Origin of the sequence: Flavivirga sp. 57AJ16, from assembly GCF_028736925.1 — a bacterium.
Classification (GTDB): Bacteria; Bacteroidota; Bacteroidia; order Flavobacteriales; family Flavobacteriaceae; genus Flavivirga.
Genome location: NZ_JAQZAT010000008.1, coordinates 147,026 through 167,308, shown reverse-complemented (window position 1 = coordinate 167,308; position 20,283 = coordinate 147,026). Strand labels below are relative to the sequence as shown.

Genomic DNA, 20,283 nt, shown 5'->3' with positions numbered 1-20,283 from the left:
ATCAATAAAGGGAATAAATGTAATATAGTATTTTTCAATAATTAAGGACAATAAGTAATGACTAATATTGCCAATGAATATAAGTTATGATTAAATATTTAAAAATATTAACCTATTTAATTTTCGCTTTTCTGTTGGTAGGATGTTTAGAAAATAACAAAAATAATATGAATGATAATGTTGGTCATACTAATTCAAGGTTTGACAATCAATCGGACTTAGAAAACGTAAAGGTTGACCGATTTGATGAATTAGATGAGATATACTCATTACTAAGTTATTCAATAGTTCAAAAATACTGGGAAAGTGATGACCTAAATGGCCGTGGTTATAATGTCGGGGTCGTACTGGTCGATGAAAACCAGAATGTGGTTGACTGGGACATAAACTCAGTTAACGTAAGCAAAAACAGTACTCAACATGGAGAAATGAGATTAATCTCTCGGTATCTAGATCAAGAGAATTTGTACTCCTTAAAAGGATACACCATTTTCCCTACACTTGAACCATGTGCCATGTGTGCAGGGATGATGGTCATGACCAATATCCATCGTTCAGTAAATGGACAAATGGACTACTATTATTCTAAAGCTTTGGAGCGATTGTCTATTGACACTGAAGCATGTGGAGGATATCCACCTTATCCAAGGTCCGTAATATCCCAAATTAGCCCTTCTTCAATTGCAATGCGCTTAGATCAAGAGTACAAGAAGTATATCGATAGAGGGAATTCTCCAATAATCACAAAGTTTTTGTCTACCCCAGCTGCAAAAATCATATACGATGAGGCAATACATCAATTTTTAAATTTTAAGTGCAAGTTTCCTGAAAATAAGTTAAAATATGAAAACGCTATTAAATTCTATAATCACCTTCCAGAATCAATCTAATATGGTCGCAGAACATATAGATTTGATTTCTGGTATTATTGGTATAATCACTGCCATCATTGCCGTGTATAAGTATATTCAAGAAAAACGTAAAAACAAGGAATTAGAAGAAGAAGTTCGTCATATAGCTTCAACAGGAGTAGCTCTAGGGTATTACTATAATTTTGCGAAAGATATTTTTTTAATTCTTAGGCTAGCCAGACTAAAGGTAGAACTATACAAAGAGGATGGCAAAGAAATAGATCAAATCCAGGAGTTTAAGACTAAAGATGTAACATTGAGAGTCATCATGCCCAGAAATTTAGAGCAGGAATCCATCGATGAAGCTATAAATTACATGTATTCATATCCCAAAGCTGATATTGTAAGATTAGATAATGAAAGAAATATTGGCATAAATTACACTTTAGACGAAAACGGAAAATTGATAATCATTGATTTCCCTAAGCCACTAAAAGCAGTACGAATGCATTTGTTAAGCGAGGAAGAATTTAAAGAGATTATAGCTAAAGGTAAATTTACTAATGATGAAGATATTTTTGATACACCTGAATGGAAGAAAGCCGAAAAAGATGAGATGGAGAACTTTCAGACAACAATTATCAAATTGATAAAACGAGATGATTTTGGAGTACCACTTAATAAAATAGAATTTATACCCATTCAAAATATGAAGAATGCCATGTAGAACAATGTATAGGACAATCATGCTTCCCAACGACAGAACACATTAAAAACTACATCCGTTCCGGAACTTGGATTCCCAACAACCCAAACCCATTTTTAATCGTATTGGCCACCGTATTGGAAAGTTGTACTCTAAATGTTTTTTCGTTATCGTTATCTGCACCTAAGATAGATACATTTTGATAAAAAGAATTGAACTCCTTAACCAAATCGTAAGTATAATTAGCAATCAATGCAGGACTGTGCTGTGCTGCTGCATTTTGCACAACCTCAGGAAATAGCTGAATCTGTTTTAAAAGTTCTTTTTCTTTTGGGTGCAAAGACACTTCGACTGCGCTCAGTGTGACAGCAGGTTTTAAATCAGCCTTTCTTAAAATGGATTGAATCCTAGCATAAGTGTATTGAATAAAAGGCCCTGTATTGCCTTGAAAATCGATGGATTCCTTAGGATCGAATAAAATACGTTTTTTGGGGTCTACTTTTAAGACATAATATTTTAGAGCCCCTAAACCAATGGTTTTATATAAGGTTTGCTTTTCATTATCAGAATAGCCATCAAGCTTTCCTAACTCTTCGGAAATCTCGCCAGCGGTAGTGGCCATATCGTCAATTAAATCATCGGCATCAACAACCGTACCCTCTCTACTCTTCATTTTTCCACTAGGCAGATCTACCATCCCATAACTTAAATGGTATAAATTTTTAGCCCATTCGAAGCCAAGCTTTTTTAGAATTAAAAACAATACCTGAAAATGATAATCTTGCTCATTGCCAACCGTATATACCAAACCACCAACATCAGGATAATCTTTAATACGCTGTATGGCCGTACCAATATCCTGGGTCATATAAACCGCTGTACCATCGGCACGCAATACTATTTTTTTATCTAACCCGTCCTCGGTTAAATCGCACCAAACAGAACTGTCTTCTTCCTTATAGAAAACGCCAGACCTTAATCCTTCCGCAACAAACTCTTTACCTAATAAATAGGTGTTACTTTCATAATACAAGGTATCAAAATCTACTCCTAAATTTTTATAGGTTATATTAAAGCCATCATATACCCAACCGTTCATTTTCTTCCAAAGCGCCACTGTTTCTTCATCACCTGCTTCCCATTTTAGCAACATATCTTGGGCTTCCAATAGAATAGGTGCATTCTTTTTAGCTTCTTCTTGGGGTATCCCTGTCGCAACTAGTGCTTCAACCTCCTTTTTATATTCCTGATCAAACTTTACGTAATAATTCCCTACTAACTTATCTCCTTTTAAACCTGTACTTTTTGGGGTTTCCTCATTTCCAAAACGTTTCCAGGCCAACATACTTTTACAAATATGAATCCCTCTATCGTTTATAATTTGAGTTTTGTAAACTTTTGTTCCTGCCGCTTTTAAAATTTCGGCAACACTATAACCTAAAAGATTATTTCGTACATGACCTAAATGTAATGGTTTGTTTGTATTTGGTGAAGAATACTCAACCATCACCGCTTTTTCTCCTTCCTTTGGCGAAACAAAACCATAAGTTTTATTGTTTTTTATACCATTAAAAAAGTCGATATAATATGAATCACTTATTTCAACATTCAAAAAACCCTTTACCACATTAAAGGCCTTAATATCTACTACATTTCCCACTAAATAGTTACCGATGGTCTCCCCTATTTGCACAGGGTTGCTTTTTATAAAACGCAACATTGGAAAAATAACGACAGTAATGTCACCAGCAAATTCTTTTCTGGTTGCTTGAAATTCTACCGTTTCCAATGCTATATTAAAACTGGATTTTACAGCTTGCTTTACTTGATTAGATAAAGTCTCTTGAAGGATCATTATATAAGTGGATTTTTAAGTGAGCAAAGATAAAACTTTTATTAAAGCATTAAGCTCAAAACGAGGCTTAATAAAACAGCCCATTCCTAAAATAAAAATCCAAATATTAATTGAAAGAAAAAAAATACAAAAACTTCATGAAAAAGTCATTATAAAAAATCCAAAGAATCATCAAAAAAAAATATGCATTTCATCGATAAAAGTGCTCTTTTTCTATGATTTTTACCGTTCATCTATTCGTCGATTTTTCTATTAAATTTCCTATACCCTTTTATCTAATTTATTGGTATTAAGACGCAGAAATTAGATTTTACTATTGCTTTTTCTAATTTTTGTTTAGTAATGCTATTAATAAATCCATTTTTTAGAAATTTTAACACTAAAAAATACGTTACAACTTAATAAAGCGATCTTATTTTCCCTCAAATTTAAGACACCTAATAATTATTGCTTGGTTTAGTTGTAATTTGAATGTTGTATGAGGAAAATAATTACTTTAATTATATTTTTATCTACATCAATCGGTTATTCTCAAACCCATGATGTAGATAGTCTTGCTATTGAGTTAGCTTTCCAAAGTGAGGATACCTTAAAAATACAGACTTCATTAAAACTTATTAAATCGCTTTATGATATAAAAGATTATGATAAAGCTTTAAAATACATTATTGAAAGTGAGAAGCTTTCTAATAATATAAATTACAACAAAGGTATTGCAGAGGTTACTTATTATAAGTCATTAATTTATGCTAAAAAAGGCGACTACATAAACGCTGTTAGTGGTTATGAAAAATCTAAAGCTTTGTATAACCAACTAGAAGATACCCTAGGAGTTGCTAAAGTAAATAACAGTATTGGCTTAATTGAAATTAAACGGGGAAATTATGCCAAAGGATTGCAATTCTCTCTTGCTGCTATTAAAGAATTAGAGAAAAGACACTTAGTACAAGAGCTAAAATTAGCTTATAGCAATTTAGCAGATGCTTATTACAACATTAACGCTTATGATAAAGCTATGACGTTTTATTTAAAAGCCTTAAGGATTCAGGAGCAATTAAATGATATTAAGGGAATCAATCAATCGAACAGTCAATTAGCTGAATTATACTCTTTAAACAAGGAACATAGAAAAGCGATAGAATATTACGAAAAAGTATTGGCCAACAAAGAAACAATCAATGATTCTATACGTGGACGTATTTACCCAAAATTGGGCGGTGAGTATTTAAAGTTTAACGATTATGATAATGCGTCTAATTATTTAGTAAAAGGTTTAAGTCTTAACAGGCGTGGGCATTATAAAGAAGGCCTATTAACTGCTTTAAACAACCTTGGTAATTTAAATTTACACCAAGGTCTATTACTCACCGCTGAAAAGCAATTGCTTGAAGCTGGTGCCATTGCTAAAGATATTGATAATAAAACGGAATTGCTTAAGCATTATAAATTGATGAAATCGTTAGATTCTACAAAAAAACGATTTGACAGAGCTTTTGTTTGGCAGCGTCAATATTATGACTTAAAAAATGAGCTTAATGAAAATGACATAAAAATAGATTCGAAAACGAATGAATCCCTGGAACTTGAACCAGATCCCGATTTTGACAAACCCCTTACCAATAAAGAAATAGTTGATCCTGTCACAAAAGCAGAAACTACCAAAACCAAAGAAAAGTTTGACAGGCTTAAGCTTATTTTTTATGGGTTGTTAGCAGCACTCGCTATTATGTCTACCTTTTTAGTTCTAATTTACCTAAAGCGTAATAACAATATAAAGTACACTCAGGAATTAGAAGAAAAAAACATTAAAATTGAATTACAAAACGTGGCATTTCAAGAGCAAACCAAACACCTTGAAAATGTTAATAATGTAAAAGACAAACTATTTTCTATTGTTTCTCATGACCTAAAAGACTCTTTATCTTCTATTAATGGTTTTATAGATTTACTTAAAGATGGTTCTTTATCTAGAGAAGAGTTTGATAATTTAATTCCGGAATTAAGTGAAAATGCTAACAACGCATCATTATTATTGTTTAATTTATTAAACTGGTCTAAATCTCAAATGCAGTCATTAGAGCCAAAGCCTAGTTTATTTGATATTCAAGAAGTTTTTGAAGATAAGGTCAACCTTATTGAGCAGCGTATGGAGAATAAGGGAATTACTTTAACCGACCACTCTTTACGTGACTTTGCCTATGCAGATAGAAGTATGTTTGAAATTGTTATTCAGAACCTACTTGCAAATGCTTTAAAATTCTGTAAAGAAGGGGATACGATCACTATTTCGAACCACATTAGTAATGGAAGTTGTATTATAAGTATCGCGGACACGGGTGTTGGTATTTCTAAAGAAAATCTAGAAAAACTATTTAAAAACAGTTCTTTTACAACTGTTGGTACCAATAATGAAAAAGGTACTGGCTTGGGGCTCTCTATTTGTAAAGAACTCATAGAATTGAATAATGGTAAAATTTGGGTTGAAAGCACACAAGGAGTAGGTAGTACATTCTATGTACAACTACCTAAGTCCAGGCCTAATGAAGATTAACCCGCATTATTCATTATTTTCGTTATGAAAAGTCAAAATATCAATAGATTTGGGAAGCGCAATAATTTTTAAAGGATAAATTGTTACACACTTTTGAGGTATAAAAATTAAGAGCATTGCCAAAGATAGCCGGTAGTTTGGCTTTGGAATAGAATAACTGTGAATAATGGGGGTTAAGCTTTAGGTAAAAACACTTCTGCCATCATACAACGGGCACTACCTCCACCACAAGCCTCAATAGTATTTAATGAGCTCGATAATATTTTGGTATGCTTTTCCAACCTCTCTATTTGAGATACTGTTAAAGAATTATAAGCTGCTTGGCTCATAATCAAATAACGCTCATTATTAGCCCCTTTTACTTGCAACATGTTACCTGCAAAATTATTCACCTGTGCTTCCGTGATATCGATAATCTCTTTGCTATTTTCCTTTAAATGACCGATCACATTTTTGCGTTCTTTTTTGTCATCAATACTACTTAAACATATAACTGCAAAGGTTTCACCTAAACACATCATAACATTCGTATGGTAAATAGCTTTGCGTTCTCCGTTTACTGTTTGGTTTGAAGTGAACACTACTGGTGTATATTCAAAATCTTCACAAAACTCAATAAATAAATTTTCATCTGCCCTTGGAGACAATGCACAGTATGCTTTTCTGTTTTCACGATCTAACAACAAACTTCCTGTACCTTCAAGAAACACGCTCTCTTCCTCGGCACTGGTATAGTCTACAATATTATTTATTAGAAAACCATTTTCTTCCAAAGTATTCAAAATATCTTCGCGACGCTCCAAACGTCTGTTTTCTGCAAACATGGGATATAAACCTACATCGCCGTTCTCATGGAACGACACCCAATTATTTGGAAAAATAGAATCAGGGGTGTCAGCAACGTCCGTGTCATTAACAACTATAACATGCACACCAATCGCCCTTAGTTTTTCAACATACGCATCAAATTCTTGCTGCGCTTTAGCGTTAACCGTTTCTGGCAATAAGTTATCAATTACTTTTTGATAATAATTATTTACTGCCGTTTGCTCATTCATCCTAAAAGCTATAGGGCGAACCATTAAAATGGTATTTGTCGTTTGTTGCATTATTTTTTCATCATTAAAGTCACAAAAGTATAACTATTTCTATTTAAAATTAATCTCTAATTAAAGGCATTGTAGAACACCTCAATAGCCCTTCTTGCTTTGCTATTTCTGCATAGGGCACTTCCTCAACGGTAAAACCTTGTTTTCTTAACCATGTATTTAAACGTGTAAAGGTTTTTTCTGAGATTATAACGTCTTCAGAAATAGAAAACACATTACTATTCATATGGTACATTTCATCCTTCGTGATTTCGAATATATTTTCCTTTCCAAAAAAATCAACTAGCCATTCATATTCTTTCTCAATTAAAAAACCATTTTTATGTATAATGGCTTTGTCCGTACCAATTGGCTGAAAACAACAATCTAAATGCAGTGCATTATCTTTAGCAACGGTATTAGACTTTCTAAGCTCGAACGATTTCACAATCTTATTGGGGAATAGTTCCTTAATGGCTATAACTGCATTTGCATTTGTACGAGCTGTAATGATATCTGGATAATCTTCACCTGAATAGGTGCCAATAAAAATATAATCATTCCATAGCATGACATCTCCACCTTCAACATGACATGCTTCGGGCAAAACAATTCTTTTATCTTCTGCGACTTGATTCCAGATATAATCAATCGCTTTAACCTCCTCTTCTCTATTTGGAAGTATGTTAGCGCGTATCATTTTATCTTCAATAACAAAGGCTATATCCCGCGAAAATATTTGGTTGCAGTCTTTTATAACTTCTGGTCTGTAAACGGTAACATTGTATTTCTTAAAAACGGCAGCAACAGCTTCCATTTCTTTAACCATGTCTGCTTCTTTTGGATAAGTTCCAGCTAATATATGCTCAATGCTTTTAGGATCGTAACAATCCTCTATTTTAGGTGTTGGGCCATTACTTTCAGCTGTTCCTAAGACAACCGCTCGCAATCGAGACGTTTCATTTTTAACATTTAGTTTTAACATACGACAAACGTAAAAAACATATTCTTTTTTTTAGAAATTATTAGCAATAGCATTTAATTTCTATTAATTCATTAAAATCGAGCAAATATAAAATAAAAAAGCTTCATAAAATATGAAGCTTTAATGTATTATAGTGTTTATTTTTTATCTTTTATCAATGGTTTTAAAAGCTCTTAGCGTTTCACCAATATAAAGTTGCCTTGGTCTCCCTATCGGCTCTTTTTTTAATCGCATCTCGCGCCATTGTGCAATCCAGCCTGGTAAACGCCCTAATGCAAACATGACCGTAAACATATCTGTTGGAATACCCATAGCTCTATAAATTATTCCAGAGTAAAAGTCTACATTAGGGTATAGTTTACGCTTCACAAAATAATCATCGTTAAGGGCTTCTTTTTCTAAGCCCTTTGCTATATCCAATATGGGATCTTCAACACCTAAATCTCCCAGTACTTCATCAGCAGCTTTTTTAATAATTCTAGCGCGCGGATCGAAATTTTTATACACACGATGTCCAAAACCCATTAATCTAAACGGATCGTTTTTATCTTTAGCCTTAGCCATATACTTTTTAGTATCACCGCCATCTTCCTTTATAGCTTCAAGCATTTCTAAAACAGCTTGATTTGCACCACCATGCAATGGTCCCCATAATGCAGAAATACCGGCTGATAATGAAGCGAATAAACCAGCATGCGACGATCCAACAATTCTAACTGTTGATGTAGAACAATTTTGTTCATGATCCGCATGTAAAATTAATAGTTTGTCCAAAGCATTTACTAAAATAGGATTTTGAATATATCTTTCTTCATGAGGCTGTTTGAACATCATCTTCAAAACATTTTCAACATAACCTAAAGAAGAATCTCCGTAGTATAAAGGTAGCCCTTGTTTTTTACGCATCGTCCAAGCTACTAAAACTGGGAACTTAGCTAAAATACGCACTACTGAATTGTACATATCTTGCTCTGAGTTAACGTTCACAGAAGATGGATTAAAGGCTGTTAAAGCGCTTGTTAGTGATGATAAAACACCCATGGGATGTGCCGATTTAGGGAAGGCGTCCAAAATCTTTTTTACATCGTCATCAACAACCGAATGTTTTTTTATATCAGAATGGAACTTTTCTAATTGCTCGATAGTTGGTAATTCTCCAAATATAAGTAAATAAGCAACTTCCAAAAAATCTGCTTTTTCTGCTAGTTCTTCTATACTATAGCCCCTGTACCTTAAAATCCCCTTTTCTCCATCTAAAAATGTAATGGCACTTTCGCAAGAACCTGTATTTTTATATCCTGGATCTATAGTTATTACTCCTTTTGTGGCGCTTCTAAGCTTAGTTATATCTATAGCAACCTCATTTTCTGTTCCATTAACTAATGGGAATTCATTTTTTTGACCGTTGATTTCTATGGTAGCAGTATTTGCCATATTATATAGTGAATTTATTTTGTTATGCGGAACGCTAAATTACGAAATATAGACTTATTTTTAAAGCTTATCCCTAATGAATTAATCAATTTGATTATTATTAAAATTGATACTAAATAAAAAAGCGATTGTTAAAAATAACAACCGCTTTTTGAATAAAATATAATCGTTTTTTTATTTTATTTTAAATGCTTTTTCTTGAGGGAAATAAGCAACTGTCCCTAACTCTTCTTCAATACGAAGTAATTGATTGTATTTAGCCATACGATCGCTACGAGACGCAGAACCTGTTTTAATCTGTCCTGTATTTAAAGCAACTGCTAAATCTGCAATCGTGTTATCTTCTGTTTCTCCAGAACGGTGGGACATCACTGATGTATAACCTGCATTATGCGCCATATTAACAGCAGCAATTGTTTCTGTTAATGTTCCTATCTGGTTTACTTTAATAAGAATTGAATTTGCAATGTTTTCTTTAATACCGCGAGATAAGCGTTCTACATTAGTTACAAATAAATCATCCCCTACTAACTGTACTTTATTACCAACTAATTCCGTTAGGTATTTCCAACCATCCCAATCGTTTTCATCCATACCATCTTCTATAGAAATAATTGGGTATTTAGCTACCAATTCTGCTAGATAATCGGCTTGTTCCTTGCTAGTTCTTACTTCTCCTTTATCGCCTTCAAACTTGGTATAATCGTACTTGCCATCTACATAAAATTCGGCAGAAGCACAATCTAACGCAATTTTAACTTCATCTCCAAATTTATATCCTGCATTTTCAACCGCTTTTGCAATGGTTTCAAGAGCATCTTCGGTTCCTCCTGCTAAATTTGGTGCAAATCCACCTTCGTCACCTACAGCAGTACTCAAATTTCTATCATGTAATACTTTTTTAAGGTTATGGAAAATTTCAGTTCCCATTTGCATAGCATGAGTAAAGTTCTTAGCCTTTACGGGCATAATCATAAACTCTTGAAATGCGATAGGTGCATCACTATGAGACCCCCCATTAATGATATTCATCATTGGTAATGGTAACGTATTGGCAGAAACACCTCCTACATAACGGTATAACGGTAAACCTAGCTCTCCTGCAGCAGCTTTTGCCACAGCTAAAGAAACTCCTAAAATAGCGTTAGCTCCTAATTTTGATTTATTTGGTGTACCATCCAGATCAATCATTATTTGATCGATTAAATTTTGTTCGAATACAGAAACCCCTAATAATTCTTCAGCAATGATAGAGTTTACATTCTCTACTGCTTTAGCAACACCTTTTCCCATATAGGCACTACCACCATCACGTAATTCTACAGCTTCATGTTCTCCAGTGGATGCGCCAGATGGTACAGCTGCCCTTCCTAATACATCATTTTCAGTTACTACATCTACTTCAACGGTAGGGTTACCTCTTGAGTCTAGAATTTGTCTTGCATGTATATTAATTATAATACTCATAATTAGTTATTTTTAAGCTTTTAATACTTCAAATTTACGGTTAAATCTTTTTTGTTTTAAGATGTTTTTGAAGAAATACTCAAAACCACATCTATAACGTTTTAGTAAAAATAAGACTATCTGAAAAGTTTGGAATTTGTCATTTTTAGCATTTCTGCTACATTCAGTAAAGGCTCTTTTAAAAAAATCTCCAATATGGATTTTACAAATTTTTACCTTTAAAGAGATTCTTCGGTCGTTCCTCCCTCTGAATGACATTTTAGACACTTTTATTTTAATGATTATTTTTTGATATTTTCTAAGAACTGATCGAAAAGATACGATGAATCATGTGGTCCAGGGCTTGCCTCAGGATGATATTGTACCGAAAAACAGTTTTTGTTTTTCATGGCCAACCCTGCAACTGTATGATCGTTTAAATGAACATGTGTTATCTGTAAATCCGAATTCGCTTCAGACTCTTCTCTATTTACGGCAAATCCATGATTTTGGGAAGTGATCTCCCCTTTTCCCGTCACCAAGTTCTTTACGGGATGATTAATCCCTCTATGGCCATTGTGCATTTTATAAGTAGATATACCATTAGCTCTGGCGATCACTTGATGCCCTAAACAAATACCAAACAAAGGTAAATCTCTTTTTATAATCTCTTTTGCCAAATTCTGTGCCTCTACTAATGGCTCTGGATCTCCTGGTCCATTTGATAAAAAGTATCCATCTGGTTTAAAAGCCTCTAAATCTTCAAATTTAGAATTGTACGGGAACACTTTTATGTATACATCCCTACTGGCTATGTTCCTTAAGATATTCTTTTTTATTCCTATATCTAAAGCCGCCACTTTATAAGTAGCATTTTCATCTCCAAAATAATAAGGCTCTTTAGTAGACACTTTTGATGCCAATTCCAACCCCTCCATCTTTGGAACTTCTGCCAATTGTTTCTTTAAGCCTTCTATATTATCAACCTCTGTAGAAATAACGGCATTCATGGCTCCATGATCTCTAATATAGCTTACTAAAGCCCGTGTATCAACATCAGAAATAGCCAACAAATTATTTTTATCTAAAAATTCTTCTAAAGACCCCTCAGAGTCAACACGAGAATAAACATAGCTAAAGTTTTTACAAATTAACCCGGCTATTTTAATAGAATCTGATTCTACTTCATCTGCATTCGTTCCATAGTTACCAATATGTGCATTGGTAGTTACCATTAATTGCCCAAAGTAAGATGGGTCCGTAAAAATTTCTTGGTAACCAGTCATACCCGTATTAAAACACACTTCTCCAAAAGAAGTTCCCTGTTTGTTACCTACTGCCTTACCGTAAAAAATAGTACCATCTGCTAAAAGAATGATGGCTTTTTGTCTTTTTTGATATTTCATTTTACTCTTTTACATGTTTCATGACTTTATGTGTAATCTCAACTTAAACTTTCAATTTATAAAAAAGCTCAATACATAAAGTTTCATATTCAATTGATGAGATTCCCACCTGCGTGGAAACTTTGGGTTTTACAAAATTGCACAAAAAAAAGGATAAACTGAAACAGTTTATCCTTTATATTTAAAATGCTTATTAACATTTATTCTTCTTCGTTTGTTGCTTTAGTTTCAACAACTGGAGCTGCAGCAGCAGGTTTAGAACCTCCTCTTCTACTTCTTCTTGTTGTTTTCTTAGGCTTTTTATCTGCGTTGTAAATCTCGTTGTAATCAACAAGCTCTATCATTGCCATATCTGCATTATCGCCTAAACGATTACCAAGCTTTATAATTCTTGTGTAACCTCCAGGACGATCGGCAACTTTAGCTGCAACATCTCTAAACAATTCAACAACTGCTTCTTTTTGTCTAAGGCGAGCCATCACAATACGTCTGTTGTGTGTGGTATCTTCCTTGGATTTTGTAATCATTGGCTCAACAAATTGTTTTAAAGCTTTTGCTTTGGCAACAGTTGTATTAATACGTTTGTGCTCTATTAAAGAACAAGCCATATTGGCCAACATTGATTTTCTGTGAGCAGTTTTCCTGCCTAAATGATTGAATTTTTTTCCGTGTCTCATGACCTTTGTTTATCATCTTGCTACCTAACCACACCAACGGCGTGGGAGCAAAATATGATTAATTATTAATTTTTGATTTACGATTTTTGATTTACGAAGGAAACTACAAAATTCGTCATTCGTAAATCTGAAATCTTCAATCGTTAATCTTTATCTAATTTATATTTACTTAAATCCATTCCGAAATTTAATCCTTTAACATTTACAAGCTCTTCAAGCTCTGTTAAAGACTTCTTACCGAAGTTTCTGAATTTCATTAAATCATTTTTATTGAATGATACCAAGTCTCCTAAAGTATCTACTTCTGCAGCTTTTAAACAGTTAAGTGCACGTACCGATAAATCCATATCAATAAGCTTCGTTTTAAGTAACTGTCTCATATGCAATGATTCCTCATCATATGTTTCAGTTTGTGCGATTTCATCCGCTTCTAAAGTGATACGCTCATCAGAGAATAACATGAAATGGTGAATCAATGTTTTAGCAGCTTCAGTTAAAGCATCTTGTGGTGTAATGGAGCCATCCGTAATAATTTCAAAAACTAATTTTTCATAATCTGTTTTTTGCTCTACACGATAGTTTTCAATACTATACTTAACATTTTTTATTGGAGTATATATAGAATCCGTAAAGATGGTTCCTATTGGTGCAGCAGCTTTCTTGTTCTCTTCTGCAGGAACATACCCTCTACCCTTTTCAATAGTAATTTCCAAGTTAAAATTAACTTTAGGATCTAAGTTACAGATAACTAACTCTGTATTTAATACTTGAAATCCTGATATGAACTTTTGAAAATCTCCAGCTGTGATTCTATCCTGACCAGAAATAGAAATAGAAATAGATTCATTATCAATATCATCAATTTGTCTTTTAAAACGTACTTGTTTTAAATTTAAAATGATTTCTGTAACATCTTCAACGACTCCAGCTATTGCTGAAAACTCATGATCTACACCTTCTATTCTAACCGACGTAATTGCAAATCCTTCTAAAGAAGAAAGCAATACTCTTCTTAATGCATTACCTACAGTTAATCCGTAACCAGGTTCTAAAGGGCGAAATTCGAATTTCCCTTCAAAATCTGTGGAATCGATCATGATTACTTTGTCGGGCTTTTGAAAATTAAATACTGCCATACTTTTTTCTTCGTTTTAATTGTTATTTAGTTGCGCGGTTTAAAAGTTTGAAGAAATACTTATAAACCCTTTGGCCAAATACCAATATGATTAATTTATTATTTAGAATATAATTCGACGATGAATTGCTCGTTTATGTTTTCTGGAATTTGAATTCTAGCAGGAACAGAAACATAAGTCCCTTGCTTTGTATCATCATTCCACGTAATCCATTCGTAAACGTGACTTGAGTTTGATAAAGATCTGCTGATAGCCTCAAGTGATTTTGATTTTTCTCTTACTGCAACAATATCTCCAGCTTTTAATTGGTAAGAAGGAATATTTACTAATTCCCCATTTACTGTTATATGCCTGTGGGATACCAATTGTCTTGCGCCGCTTCTAGAAGGAGAAATCCCCATTCTATATACAACATTGTCTAATCTAGACTCACATAATTGTAATAAAACCTCACCAGTAATTCCTTGTGCAGCTCTTGCCTTTTTAAATAGACCTCTAAATTGACGCTCTAAAATACCGTAAGTATATTTAGCTTTTTGTTTTTCCATTAATTGGATTGCGTATTCAGATTTTTTTCCACGTCTTCTGTTGTTTCCGTGTTGCCCTGGAGGATAATTTCTTTTTTCAAAAGACTTATCGTCTCCAAATATTGCTTCGCCAAATTTACGAGCGATTTTAGTTTTAGGACCAGTATATCTTGCCATTTTAAATTTATTTTTGAGAGTGATTATGAATTAAGGTCTTAATCTTATCCTTCGATAATCTTTTGGTCTCTCGTTGATACTTGTTATTATTTTTTCAGTTTGCAAATTTATGCAAAAAATTAACACCATTAGAGTTTTCCAATGGTATTAATTTTTAAATTCAAAATTATTAAACTCTTCTACGCTTTGGAGGGCGACATCCATTATGTGGTAATGGGGTAACATCAATAATTTCTGTTACTTCAATCCCTGCATTATGAATAGAACGAATAGCAGACTCTCTACCATTTCCTGGTCCTTTTACATAAACCTTTACTTTCTTTAAACCAGCTTCTTGAGCTACAGCAGCAGCATCTTCTGCAGCTAATTGAGCAGCATAAGGTGTGTTTTTCTTAGAACCTCTAAATCCCATTTTACCAGCAGAAGACCATGAGATAACGTCTCCTTTTTTGTTGGTAAGCGAAATAATAATGTTATTGAAAGAAGCTGTAACGTGTGCTTCTCCAACAGAGTCAACAATAACTTTACGTTTTTTAGTGCTTGTTTTTGCCATATTTTTTTAGTTTCTAGTTGTTAGTTGTTAGTATTAGAATCCTAAACTTTTACATTTCGAACAGATTCCATCTAACGACTAAATACTAATGACTTTTAATTATTTAGTTGCTTTTTTCTTGTTAGCAACTGTTTTTCTTCTACCTTTTCTAGTTCTAGAGTTGTTTTTAGTACGTTGCCCTCTTAATGGAAGACCAGATCTGTGACGAATACCTCTGTAACATCCAATATCCATTAATCGCTTAATGTTTAATTGGGTCTCAGAACGTAATTCACCTTCGATTGTATAAGCTCCAACAGCTTCACGAATACCACTTATTTGGTCATCGCTCCAATCTTGAACTTTTGTACTTTCGTCAACCTTAGCCGTTGCTAAAATTTCTTTTGCTCTACTTCTACCTATTCCATAGATATAAGTTAAAGAGATTACTCCTCTTTTGTTTTTTGGTATGTCTACACCTGCAATTCTTGCCATAATTACCCTTGTCTTTGTTTAAATCTAGGATTCTTTTTGTTTATAACGTAAAGTCTGCCTTTTCTTCGTACGATTTTACAATCTGCACTTCTCTTTTTAAGTGATGCTCTTACTTTCATCTCTGTTAGTTTAAAGTTTAAAGTTCTAAGTTTAAAGTTCTAAGTTTGCTTAACATAACTTATCACTTTCCTCTTACAACCCATAACCTGTTTAATATCTATAAGTTATTCGAGCCTTTGTTAAATCGTAAGGACTCATTTCTAATTTCACTTTGTCTCCTGGTAATAGTTTAATATAATGCATACGCATTTTACCAGAAATATGTGCAGTCACAATGTGACCATTTTCTAATTCAACACGAAACATAGCATTCGATAATGCTTCTATAATGGTTCCGTCTTGTTCTATTGCTGCCTGTTTTGCCATAGTATTATATATTAAGCGCTTGCCTTTCTATTTTTACCAGTTTTCATCAAGCCATCATAATGTCTATTTAACAAGTATGAATTTACTTGTTGCATAGTGTCAATTGCAACTCCAACCATAATTAATAATGAGGTTCCTCCAAAAAACAATGCCCAACCAGCTTGCACATCCATAAGCTTAACAATAAACGCTGGGAACACAGCTATTAGCGCTAAAAATATAGATCCCGGCAAGGTTATTTGAGACATTATTTTATCAAGATATTCTGATGTTTCAGAACCTGGACGAATACCAGGAATAAAACCACCACTACGTTTTAAATCGTCTGCCATTTTGTTCGTTGGTACAGTAATCGCTGTATAGAAATACGTAAATACGATTATTAATAAAGCAAAAACAACGTTATACCAAAAACCAAACATACTTGCTGGACCAAGATTAGTAACCAACCAAGCTCCTACAGATGAATCTTTTAATAAATCTGTACCTCCTATCATACCTGGCACAAACATAATAGCTTGAGCAAATATTATAGGCATCACTCCAGAAGCATTTAGCTTTAATGGAATATATTGTCTTGAACCGGCCATAGCACTTTTCTCATAACCACCAGAAGCCGTTCTTCGTGCGTATTGTACCGCTATTTTCCTAACTGCCATGACAAGCATGATCGTCACTAAGATTATAACAAACCAAATAACCAATTCAAAAAGAATAAGCATCACATTGTTACCTTCTAATCTTGTTGCTGCATTCTGAATAAATGACTGAGGTAATGTTGCAATAATACCAACCATGATCAATAATGAAATTCCGTTTCCTATCCCTTTATCCGTAATTTTTTCACCTAACCACATGGCAAAAATACAGCCTGTAACTAAAATACTTACAGATGAGAAATAGAACAAAGGACCTGTTCCTAACAAAAAGGCACTTTGTGGAACACCTAAGCTTGGTAAGCTTGCTAAATAACCTGGTGCTTGCAATAAGCAAATAGCAATGGTTAGCCAACGCGTAATTTGATTCACTTTCTTCTGACCGCTGGCACCCTCTTTTTGCAGTTTTTGCAAATAAGGAATAGCTATACCCATTAATTGTACAACAATAGAAGCAGAAATGTAAGGCATAATACCTAAGGCAAACACAGATGCTCTAGAAAATGCTCCTCCAGTAAACTGACTGAGTAGTCCTAATAAACCTGTACTAGTTTTGTCTCCCAAGGCTGCTAATTGTGCGGCATCAACTCCTGGCAACGTCACCTGAGTACCAAAACGATATACTAATAACAGACCTAGTGTGACTATGATTCTGTTTCTTAGCTCCTCAATTTTCCAAACATTTTTTAACGATTCTATAAACTTCATACTTATAATATGGTCTTATAATGTTATTGCTTCTCCTCCAGCTGCTTCAATAGCCGCTTTTGCTGAAGCTGTAAATTTATGTGCAGATACCTTTAATTTTGCTTTTAACTCGCCTCTACCCAAAATCTTAACCAGATCATTCTTTCCAACTAAACGATTTGAGAATAAAGTTTCAAAATCTACTGTATCCTTAATTTTCTTATCATCAACCAATTGTTGTAAAGTATCTATATTGACACCTTGATACTCAACACGGTTAATGTTAGTAAAACCAAATTTAGGAACACGTCTTTGTAGTGGCATTTGCCCACCTTCAAATCCTAGTTTCTTAGAATAACCAGAACGGGATTTAGCCCCTTTGTGACCACGTGTAGCGGTACCACCTTTACCAGAACCTTGTCCTCTACCTATTCTTTTACCTTGATTTTTTACTGAACCTTCTGCAGGTTTTAAATTACTTAAATCCATTTTCAGTTTTATATTATTTTGCTTCTTCAACAGAAACTAAATGTGAAACTTTAGCAACCATACCTAAAATATTAGGTGTAGCTTCGTGCTCTTTTACTTGACCAATCTTTTTAAGACCTAGAGCTTCTAAAGTTCTTTTTTGTCTTTGTGTACGATTGATTGCGCTTTTAACTTTTGTTACTTTAATCTTTGCCATCTCTGATGTTATTTTAAGCGTTAAAAACCTGTTCAAGTGAAATACCTCTATCTCGAGCAATTGCATTGGCATCCCTTAATTGTAATAAAGCATCAAAAGTTGCTTTTACTACGTTATGAGGATTAGAAGATCCTTGGGATTTTGATAATACATCATGTACACCAACTGCCTCTAAAACCGTTCTAACTGCTCCACCAGCAATAACTCCTGTACCAGGAGCAGCAGGAATAATATTTACTCTTGCTCCACCGTATTTACCTTTTTGCTCATGTGGTAAAGTTCCTTTTATAATAGGAATTCTAACTAGGTTTTTCTTAGCATCTTCTACTGCTTTTGCTATAGCGCTAGCAACATCTTTAGATTTACCTAAACCTTGTCCTACAACACCTGCTTCATCACCAACTACAACAATTGCTGAAAAACCAAATGCTCTACCTCCTTTAGTTACTTTTGTAACTCTTTGTACACCAACTAAACGATCTTTAAGATCCAGCCCACCTGGTTTTACTAACTCTGCACTTTTATATTTTTGAAACATAATTTCTTAGAATTTAAGTCCTGCTTCCCTAGCTCCTTCAGCTAATGATTTTATTCTACCGTGGTATAAATAGCCTCCTCTATCAAAAGAGATGGTTTCTACGCCAGCTTTTAGAGCTTTTTCGGCAATTGCTTTACCTACTAATTTAGCTACTTCTGATTTAGTTGCTTTCGCAGAACTAATATCTTTATCTCTTGAAGATGCAGCACTGATAGTATTACCAGTTACGTCATCTACAATTTGAGCATAAATTTCTTTATTACTTCTAAAAACAGCCAATCTAGGTCTTGCTTCTGTACCAGAAACAACCTTACGGATTCTGTTTTTTATTCTTAGTCTTCTTTTATTCTTTGTTAATGCCATCTTGATTTACGATTTTTGATTAACGATTTTTGATTTTTGATTTACTCTATAATAACTCGTAATTCTAAAATCTACCATCGTAAATTCATTATGCTGATTTACCTGCTTTTCTTCTTATTACTTCACCAACAAACTTAATTCCTTTTCCTTTGTAAGGCTCTGGTCTTCTAAACCCACGGATTTTCGCAGCTACTTGACCAACAAGTTGTTTATCGAATGATGTTAACTTTACTACTGGATTTTTTCCTTTTTCTGATACTGTTTCAACTTTTACTTCTGGAGCAATGTTTAAAACAATATTATGAGAAAAACCTAAAGCTAAATCCAATTTTTGTCCTTGGTTAGATGCTCTATATCCTACACCAACTAATTCTAATTCTTTAGTCCATCCTTTTGATACACCTTCAATCATGTTATGCATTAATGATCTGTATAAACCATGTTTTGCTTTTTGATCTTTAGAATCGGAAGAACGTGTTACTAAAACATTTCCATCTTCAACTTTAATATCTACAGAATCGAAATTTTGAGTTAACTCACCCAATTTTCCTTTTACTGTAACGATCCCGTCATTTATATCAACCGTAACTCCTTCTGGAATGGCTACTGGGTTATTACCTATTCTTGACATTTCTTTCTTCTTTTTAGATTAGTAAACGTAACATAATACTTCACCACCTACATTATCTCTTTTGGCCTGTTTACCTGTCATAACTCCGTGAGAAGTAGAAACGATGGCAATACCAAGACCATTAAGGATTCTAGGCAGCTCTTTAGAACCAGAATACTTACGTAAACCTGGTTTACTAATTCTTTGTAGCTTCTTGATTACAGGTTCTTTAGTTTCTTTATTGTACTTAAGGGCAATTTTAATGGTACCTTGTACTGAAGAATCATCAAACTTGTAACTTAAAATATATCCTTGTTCGAATAATATTTTAGTGATGTCTTTTTTCAAATTAGAAGCAGGCACCTCTACTACCCTATGGTTAGCACGTACTGCATTTCTAATCCTTGTCAAATAATCCGCAATTGGATCTGTGTACATAATGAATTGATTTT

Annotated in this window: 24 protein-coding genes; 4 read left to right on the top strand and 20 right to left on the bottom strand. The window is 33.7% G+C overall.

All coding sequences use genetic code 11. The annotated features are described in order from the left end of the window. Positions 1 to 167 precede the first annotated feature (167 nt). Both PQO00_RS10695 and PQO00_RS10690 read left to right on the top strand, forming a co-directional pair. The gene (locus tag PQO00_RS10695; protein ID WP_274184837.1) at positions 168 to 890 is read left to right on the top strand and encodes a nucleoside deaminase; all 723 of its coding nucleotides are present in this window, start codon (positions 168 to 170) and stop codon (positions 888 to 890) included. After that, complete coding sequence (locus tag PQO00_RS10690) at positions 844 to 1,578, top strand: STING domain-containing protein (RefSeq protein ID WP_274184836.1); 735 nt, start codon at positions 844 to 846, stop codon at positions 1,576 to 1,578. Before PQO00_RS10695 ends, PQO00_RS10690 begins: the two co-directional genes overlap by 47 nt. Before the next feature lie 49 nt (positions 1,579 to 1,627). On the opposite strand, the gene argS is transcribed toward PQO00_RS10690, so the two are convergent. Beyond that, positions 1,628 to 3,412, bottom strand: a complete 1,785-nt coding sequence (gene argS / locus PQO00_RS10685) for an arginine--tRNA ligase (RefSeq protein ID WP_274184835.1) — start codon at positions 3,410 to 3,412, stop codon at positions 1,628 to 1,630. Between the two features lie 19 nt (positions 3,413 to 3,431). On the opposite strand from argS, the gene PQO00_RS10680 reads away from it, so the two are divergent. Further along, entirely contained in the window at positions 3,432 to 3,668 is a 237-nt protein-coding gene (locus tag PQO00_RS10680; protein WP_274184834.1) for a hypothetical protein, read from the top strand. Between the two features lie 222 nt (positions 3,669 to 3,890). Next, entirely contained in the window at positions 3,891 to 5,963 is a 2,073-nt protein-coding gene (locus PQO00_RS10675) for a tetratricopeptide repeat-containing sensor histidine kinase (protein WP_274184833.1), read from the top strand. Positions 5,964 to 6,136: 173 nt separating this feature from the next. On the opposite strand, the gene ctlX is transcribed toward PQO00_RS10675, so the two are convergent. The 19 genes from ctlX to rpsH all read right to left on the bottom strand — a co-directional run bounded on the left by ctlX (position 6,137) and on the right by rpsH (position 20,269). Beyond that, positions 6,137 to 7,072 (bottom strand): citrulline utilization hydrolase CtlX, encoded by a 936-nt coding sequence (ctlX, locus tag PQO00_RS10670; protein WP_274184832.1) that lies wholly within the window; start codon positions 7,070 to 7,072, stop codon positions 6,137 to 6,139. Between the two features lie 49 nt (positions 7,073 to 7,121). Continuing rightward, positions 7,122 to 8,036, bottom strand: coding sequence for a dimethylarginine dimethylaminohydrolase family protein (locus PQO00_RS10665; RefSeq protein ID WP_274184831.1), 915 nt, complete (start codon positions 8,034 to 8,036; stop codon positions 7,122 to 7,124). Between the two features lie 144 nt (positions 8,037 to 8,180). Beyond that, complete coding sequence (locus tag PQO00_RS10660; RefSeq protein ID WP_274184830.1) at positions 8,181 to 9,470, bottom strand: citrate synthase; 1,290 nt, start codon at positions 9,468 to 9,470, stop codon at positions 8,181 to 8,183. A gap of 174 nt (positions 9,471 to 9,644) precedes the next feature. Continuing rightward, on the bottom strand, positions 9,645 to 10,937 hold the full coding sequence (eno, locus tag PQO00_RS10655) for a phosphopyruvate hydratase (protein ID WP_274184829.1): 1,293 nt from the start codon (positions 10,935 to 10,937) through the stop codon (positions 9,645 to 9,647). Between the two features lie 281 nt (positions 10,938 to 11,218). Beyond that, positions 11,219 to 12,322 carry a glutamine-hydrolyzing carbamoyl-phosphate synthase small subunit gene (gene carA, locus PQO00_RS10650; protein ID WP_274184828.1) on the bottom strand — a complete coding sequence of 368 codons (1,104 nt, stop codon included), beginning with the start codon at positions 12,320 to 12,322 and terminating at the stop codon, positions 11,219 to 11,221. 200 nt (positions 12,323 to 12,522) lie between these two features. Further along, positions 12,523 to 12,999: a 50S ribosomal protein L17 gene (gene rplQ / locus PQO00_RS10645; protein ID WP_274184827.1), complete on the bottom strand. Its 477-nt coding sequence runs from the start codon at positions 12,997 to 12,999 to the stop codon at positions 12,523 to 12,525. 143 nt (positions 13,000 to 13,142) lie between these two features. Next, positions 13,143 to 14,135, bottom strand: coding sequence for a DNA-directed RNA polymerase subunit alpha (locus PQO00_RS10640; protein WP_102758311.1), 993 nt, complete (start codon positions 14,133 to 14,135; stop codon positions 13,143 to 13,145). Between the two features lie 98 nt (positions 14,136 to 14,233). Next, a complete protein-coding gene (gene rpsD / locus PQO00_RS10635) occupies positions 14,234 to 14,839 on the bottom strand; it encodes a 30S ribosomal protein S4 (protein WP_274184826.1) in 606 nt (201 codons plus the stop codon). 169 nt (positions 14,840 to 15,008) lie between these two features. Further along, the gene (gene rpsK / locus PQO00_RS10630; protein ID WP_135877609.1) at positions 15,009 to 15,392 is read right to left on the bottom strand and encodes a 30S ribosomal protein S11; all 384 of its coding nucleotides are present in this window, start codon (positions 15,390 to 15,392) and stop codon (positions 15,009 to 15,011) included. 99 nt (positions 15,393 to 15,491) lie between these two features. Continuing rightward, entirely contained in the window at positions 15,492 to 15,866 is a 375-nt protein-coding gene (gene rpsM / locus PQO00_RS10625) for a 30S ribosomal protein S13 (RefSeq protein ID WP_274184825.1), read from the bottom strand. 2 nt (positions 15,867 to 15,868) lie between these two features. Continuing rightward, entirely contained in the window at positions 15,869 to 15,985 is a 117-nt protein-coding gene (gene ykgO, locus PQO00_RS10620) for a type B 50S ribosomal protein L36 (RefSeq protein ID WP_010181906.1), read from the bottom strand. Positions 15,986 to 16,076: 91 nt separating this feature from the next. After that, positions 16,077 to 16,292, bottom strand: coding sequence for a translation initiation factor IF-1 (infA, locus tag PQO00_RS10615; protein ID WP_007094967.1), 216 nt, complete (start codon positions 16,290 to 16,292; stop codon positions 16,077 to 16,079). Between the two features lie 11 nt (positions 16,293 to 16,303). Further along, complete coding sequence (gene secY, locus PQO00_RS10610) at positions 16,304 to 17,656, bottom strand: preprotein translocase subunit SecY (RefSeq protein ID WP_274184824.1); 1,353 nt, start codon at positions 17,654 to 17,656, stop codon at positions 16,304 to 16,306. Positions 17,657 to 17,671: 15 nt separating this feature from the next. Next, the gene (rplO, locus tag PQO00_RS10605) at positions 17,672 to 18,124 is read right to left on the bottom strand and encodes a 50S ribosomal protein L15 (protein WP_274184823.1); all 453 of its coding nucleotides are present in this window, start codon (positions 18,122 to 18,124) and stop codon (positions 17,672 to 17,674) included. A gap of 13 nt (positions 18,125 to 18,137) precedes the next feature. Next, on the bottom strand, positions 18,138 to 18,320 hold the full coding sequence (rpmD, locus tag PQO00_RS10600) for a 50S ribosomal protein L30 (RefSeq protein WP_274184822.1): 183 nt from the start codon (positions 18,318 to 18,320) through the stop codon (positions 18,138 to 18,140). Between the two features lie 13 nt (positions 18,321 to 18,333). After that, entirely contained in the window at positions 18,334 to 18,858 is a 525-nt protein-coding gene (gene rpsE / locus PQO00_RS10595; RefSeq protein WP_135877605.1) for a 30S ribosomal protein S5, read from the bottom strand. A gap of 6 nt (positions 18,859 to 18,864) precedes the next feature. Continuing rightward, positions 18,865 to 19,221 carry a 50S ribosomal protein L18 gene (gene rplR, locus PQO00_RS10590; protein WP_274184821.1) on the bottom strand — a complete coding sequence of 119 codons (357 nt, stop codon included), beginning with the start codon at positions 19,219 to 19,221 and terminating at the stop codon, positions 18,865 to 18,867. Between the two features lie 88 nt (positions 19,222 to 19,309). Further along, entirely contained in the window at positions 19,310 to 19,852 is a 543-nt protein-coding gene (gene rplF / locus PQO00_RS10585) for a 50S ribosomal protein L6 (RefSeq protein ID WP_274184820.1), read from the bottom strand. Between the two features lie 18 nt (positions 19,853 to 19,870). Further along, positions 19,871 to 20,269, bottom strand: coding sequence for a 30S ribosomal protein S8 (rpsH, locus tag PQO00_RS10580; RefSeq protein ID WP_274184819.1), 399 nt, complete (start codon positions 20,267 to 20,269; stop codon positions 19,871 to 19,873). Positions 20,270 to 20,283: the final 14 nt, after the last annotated feature.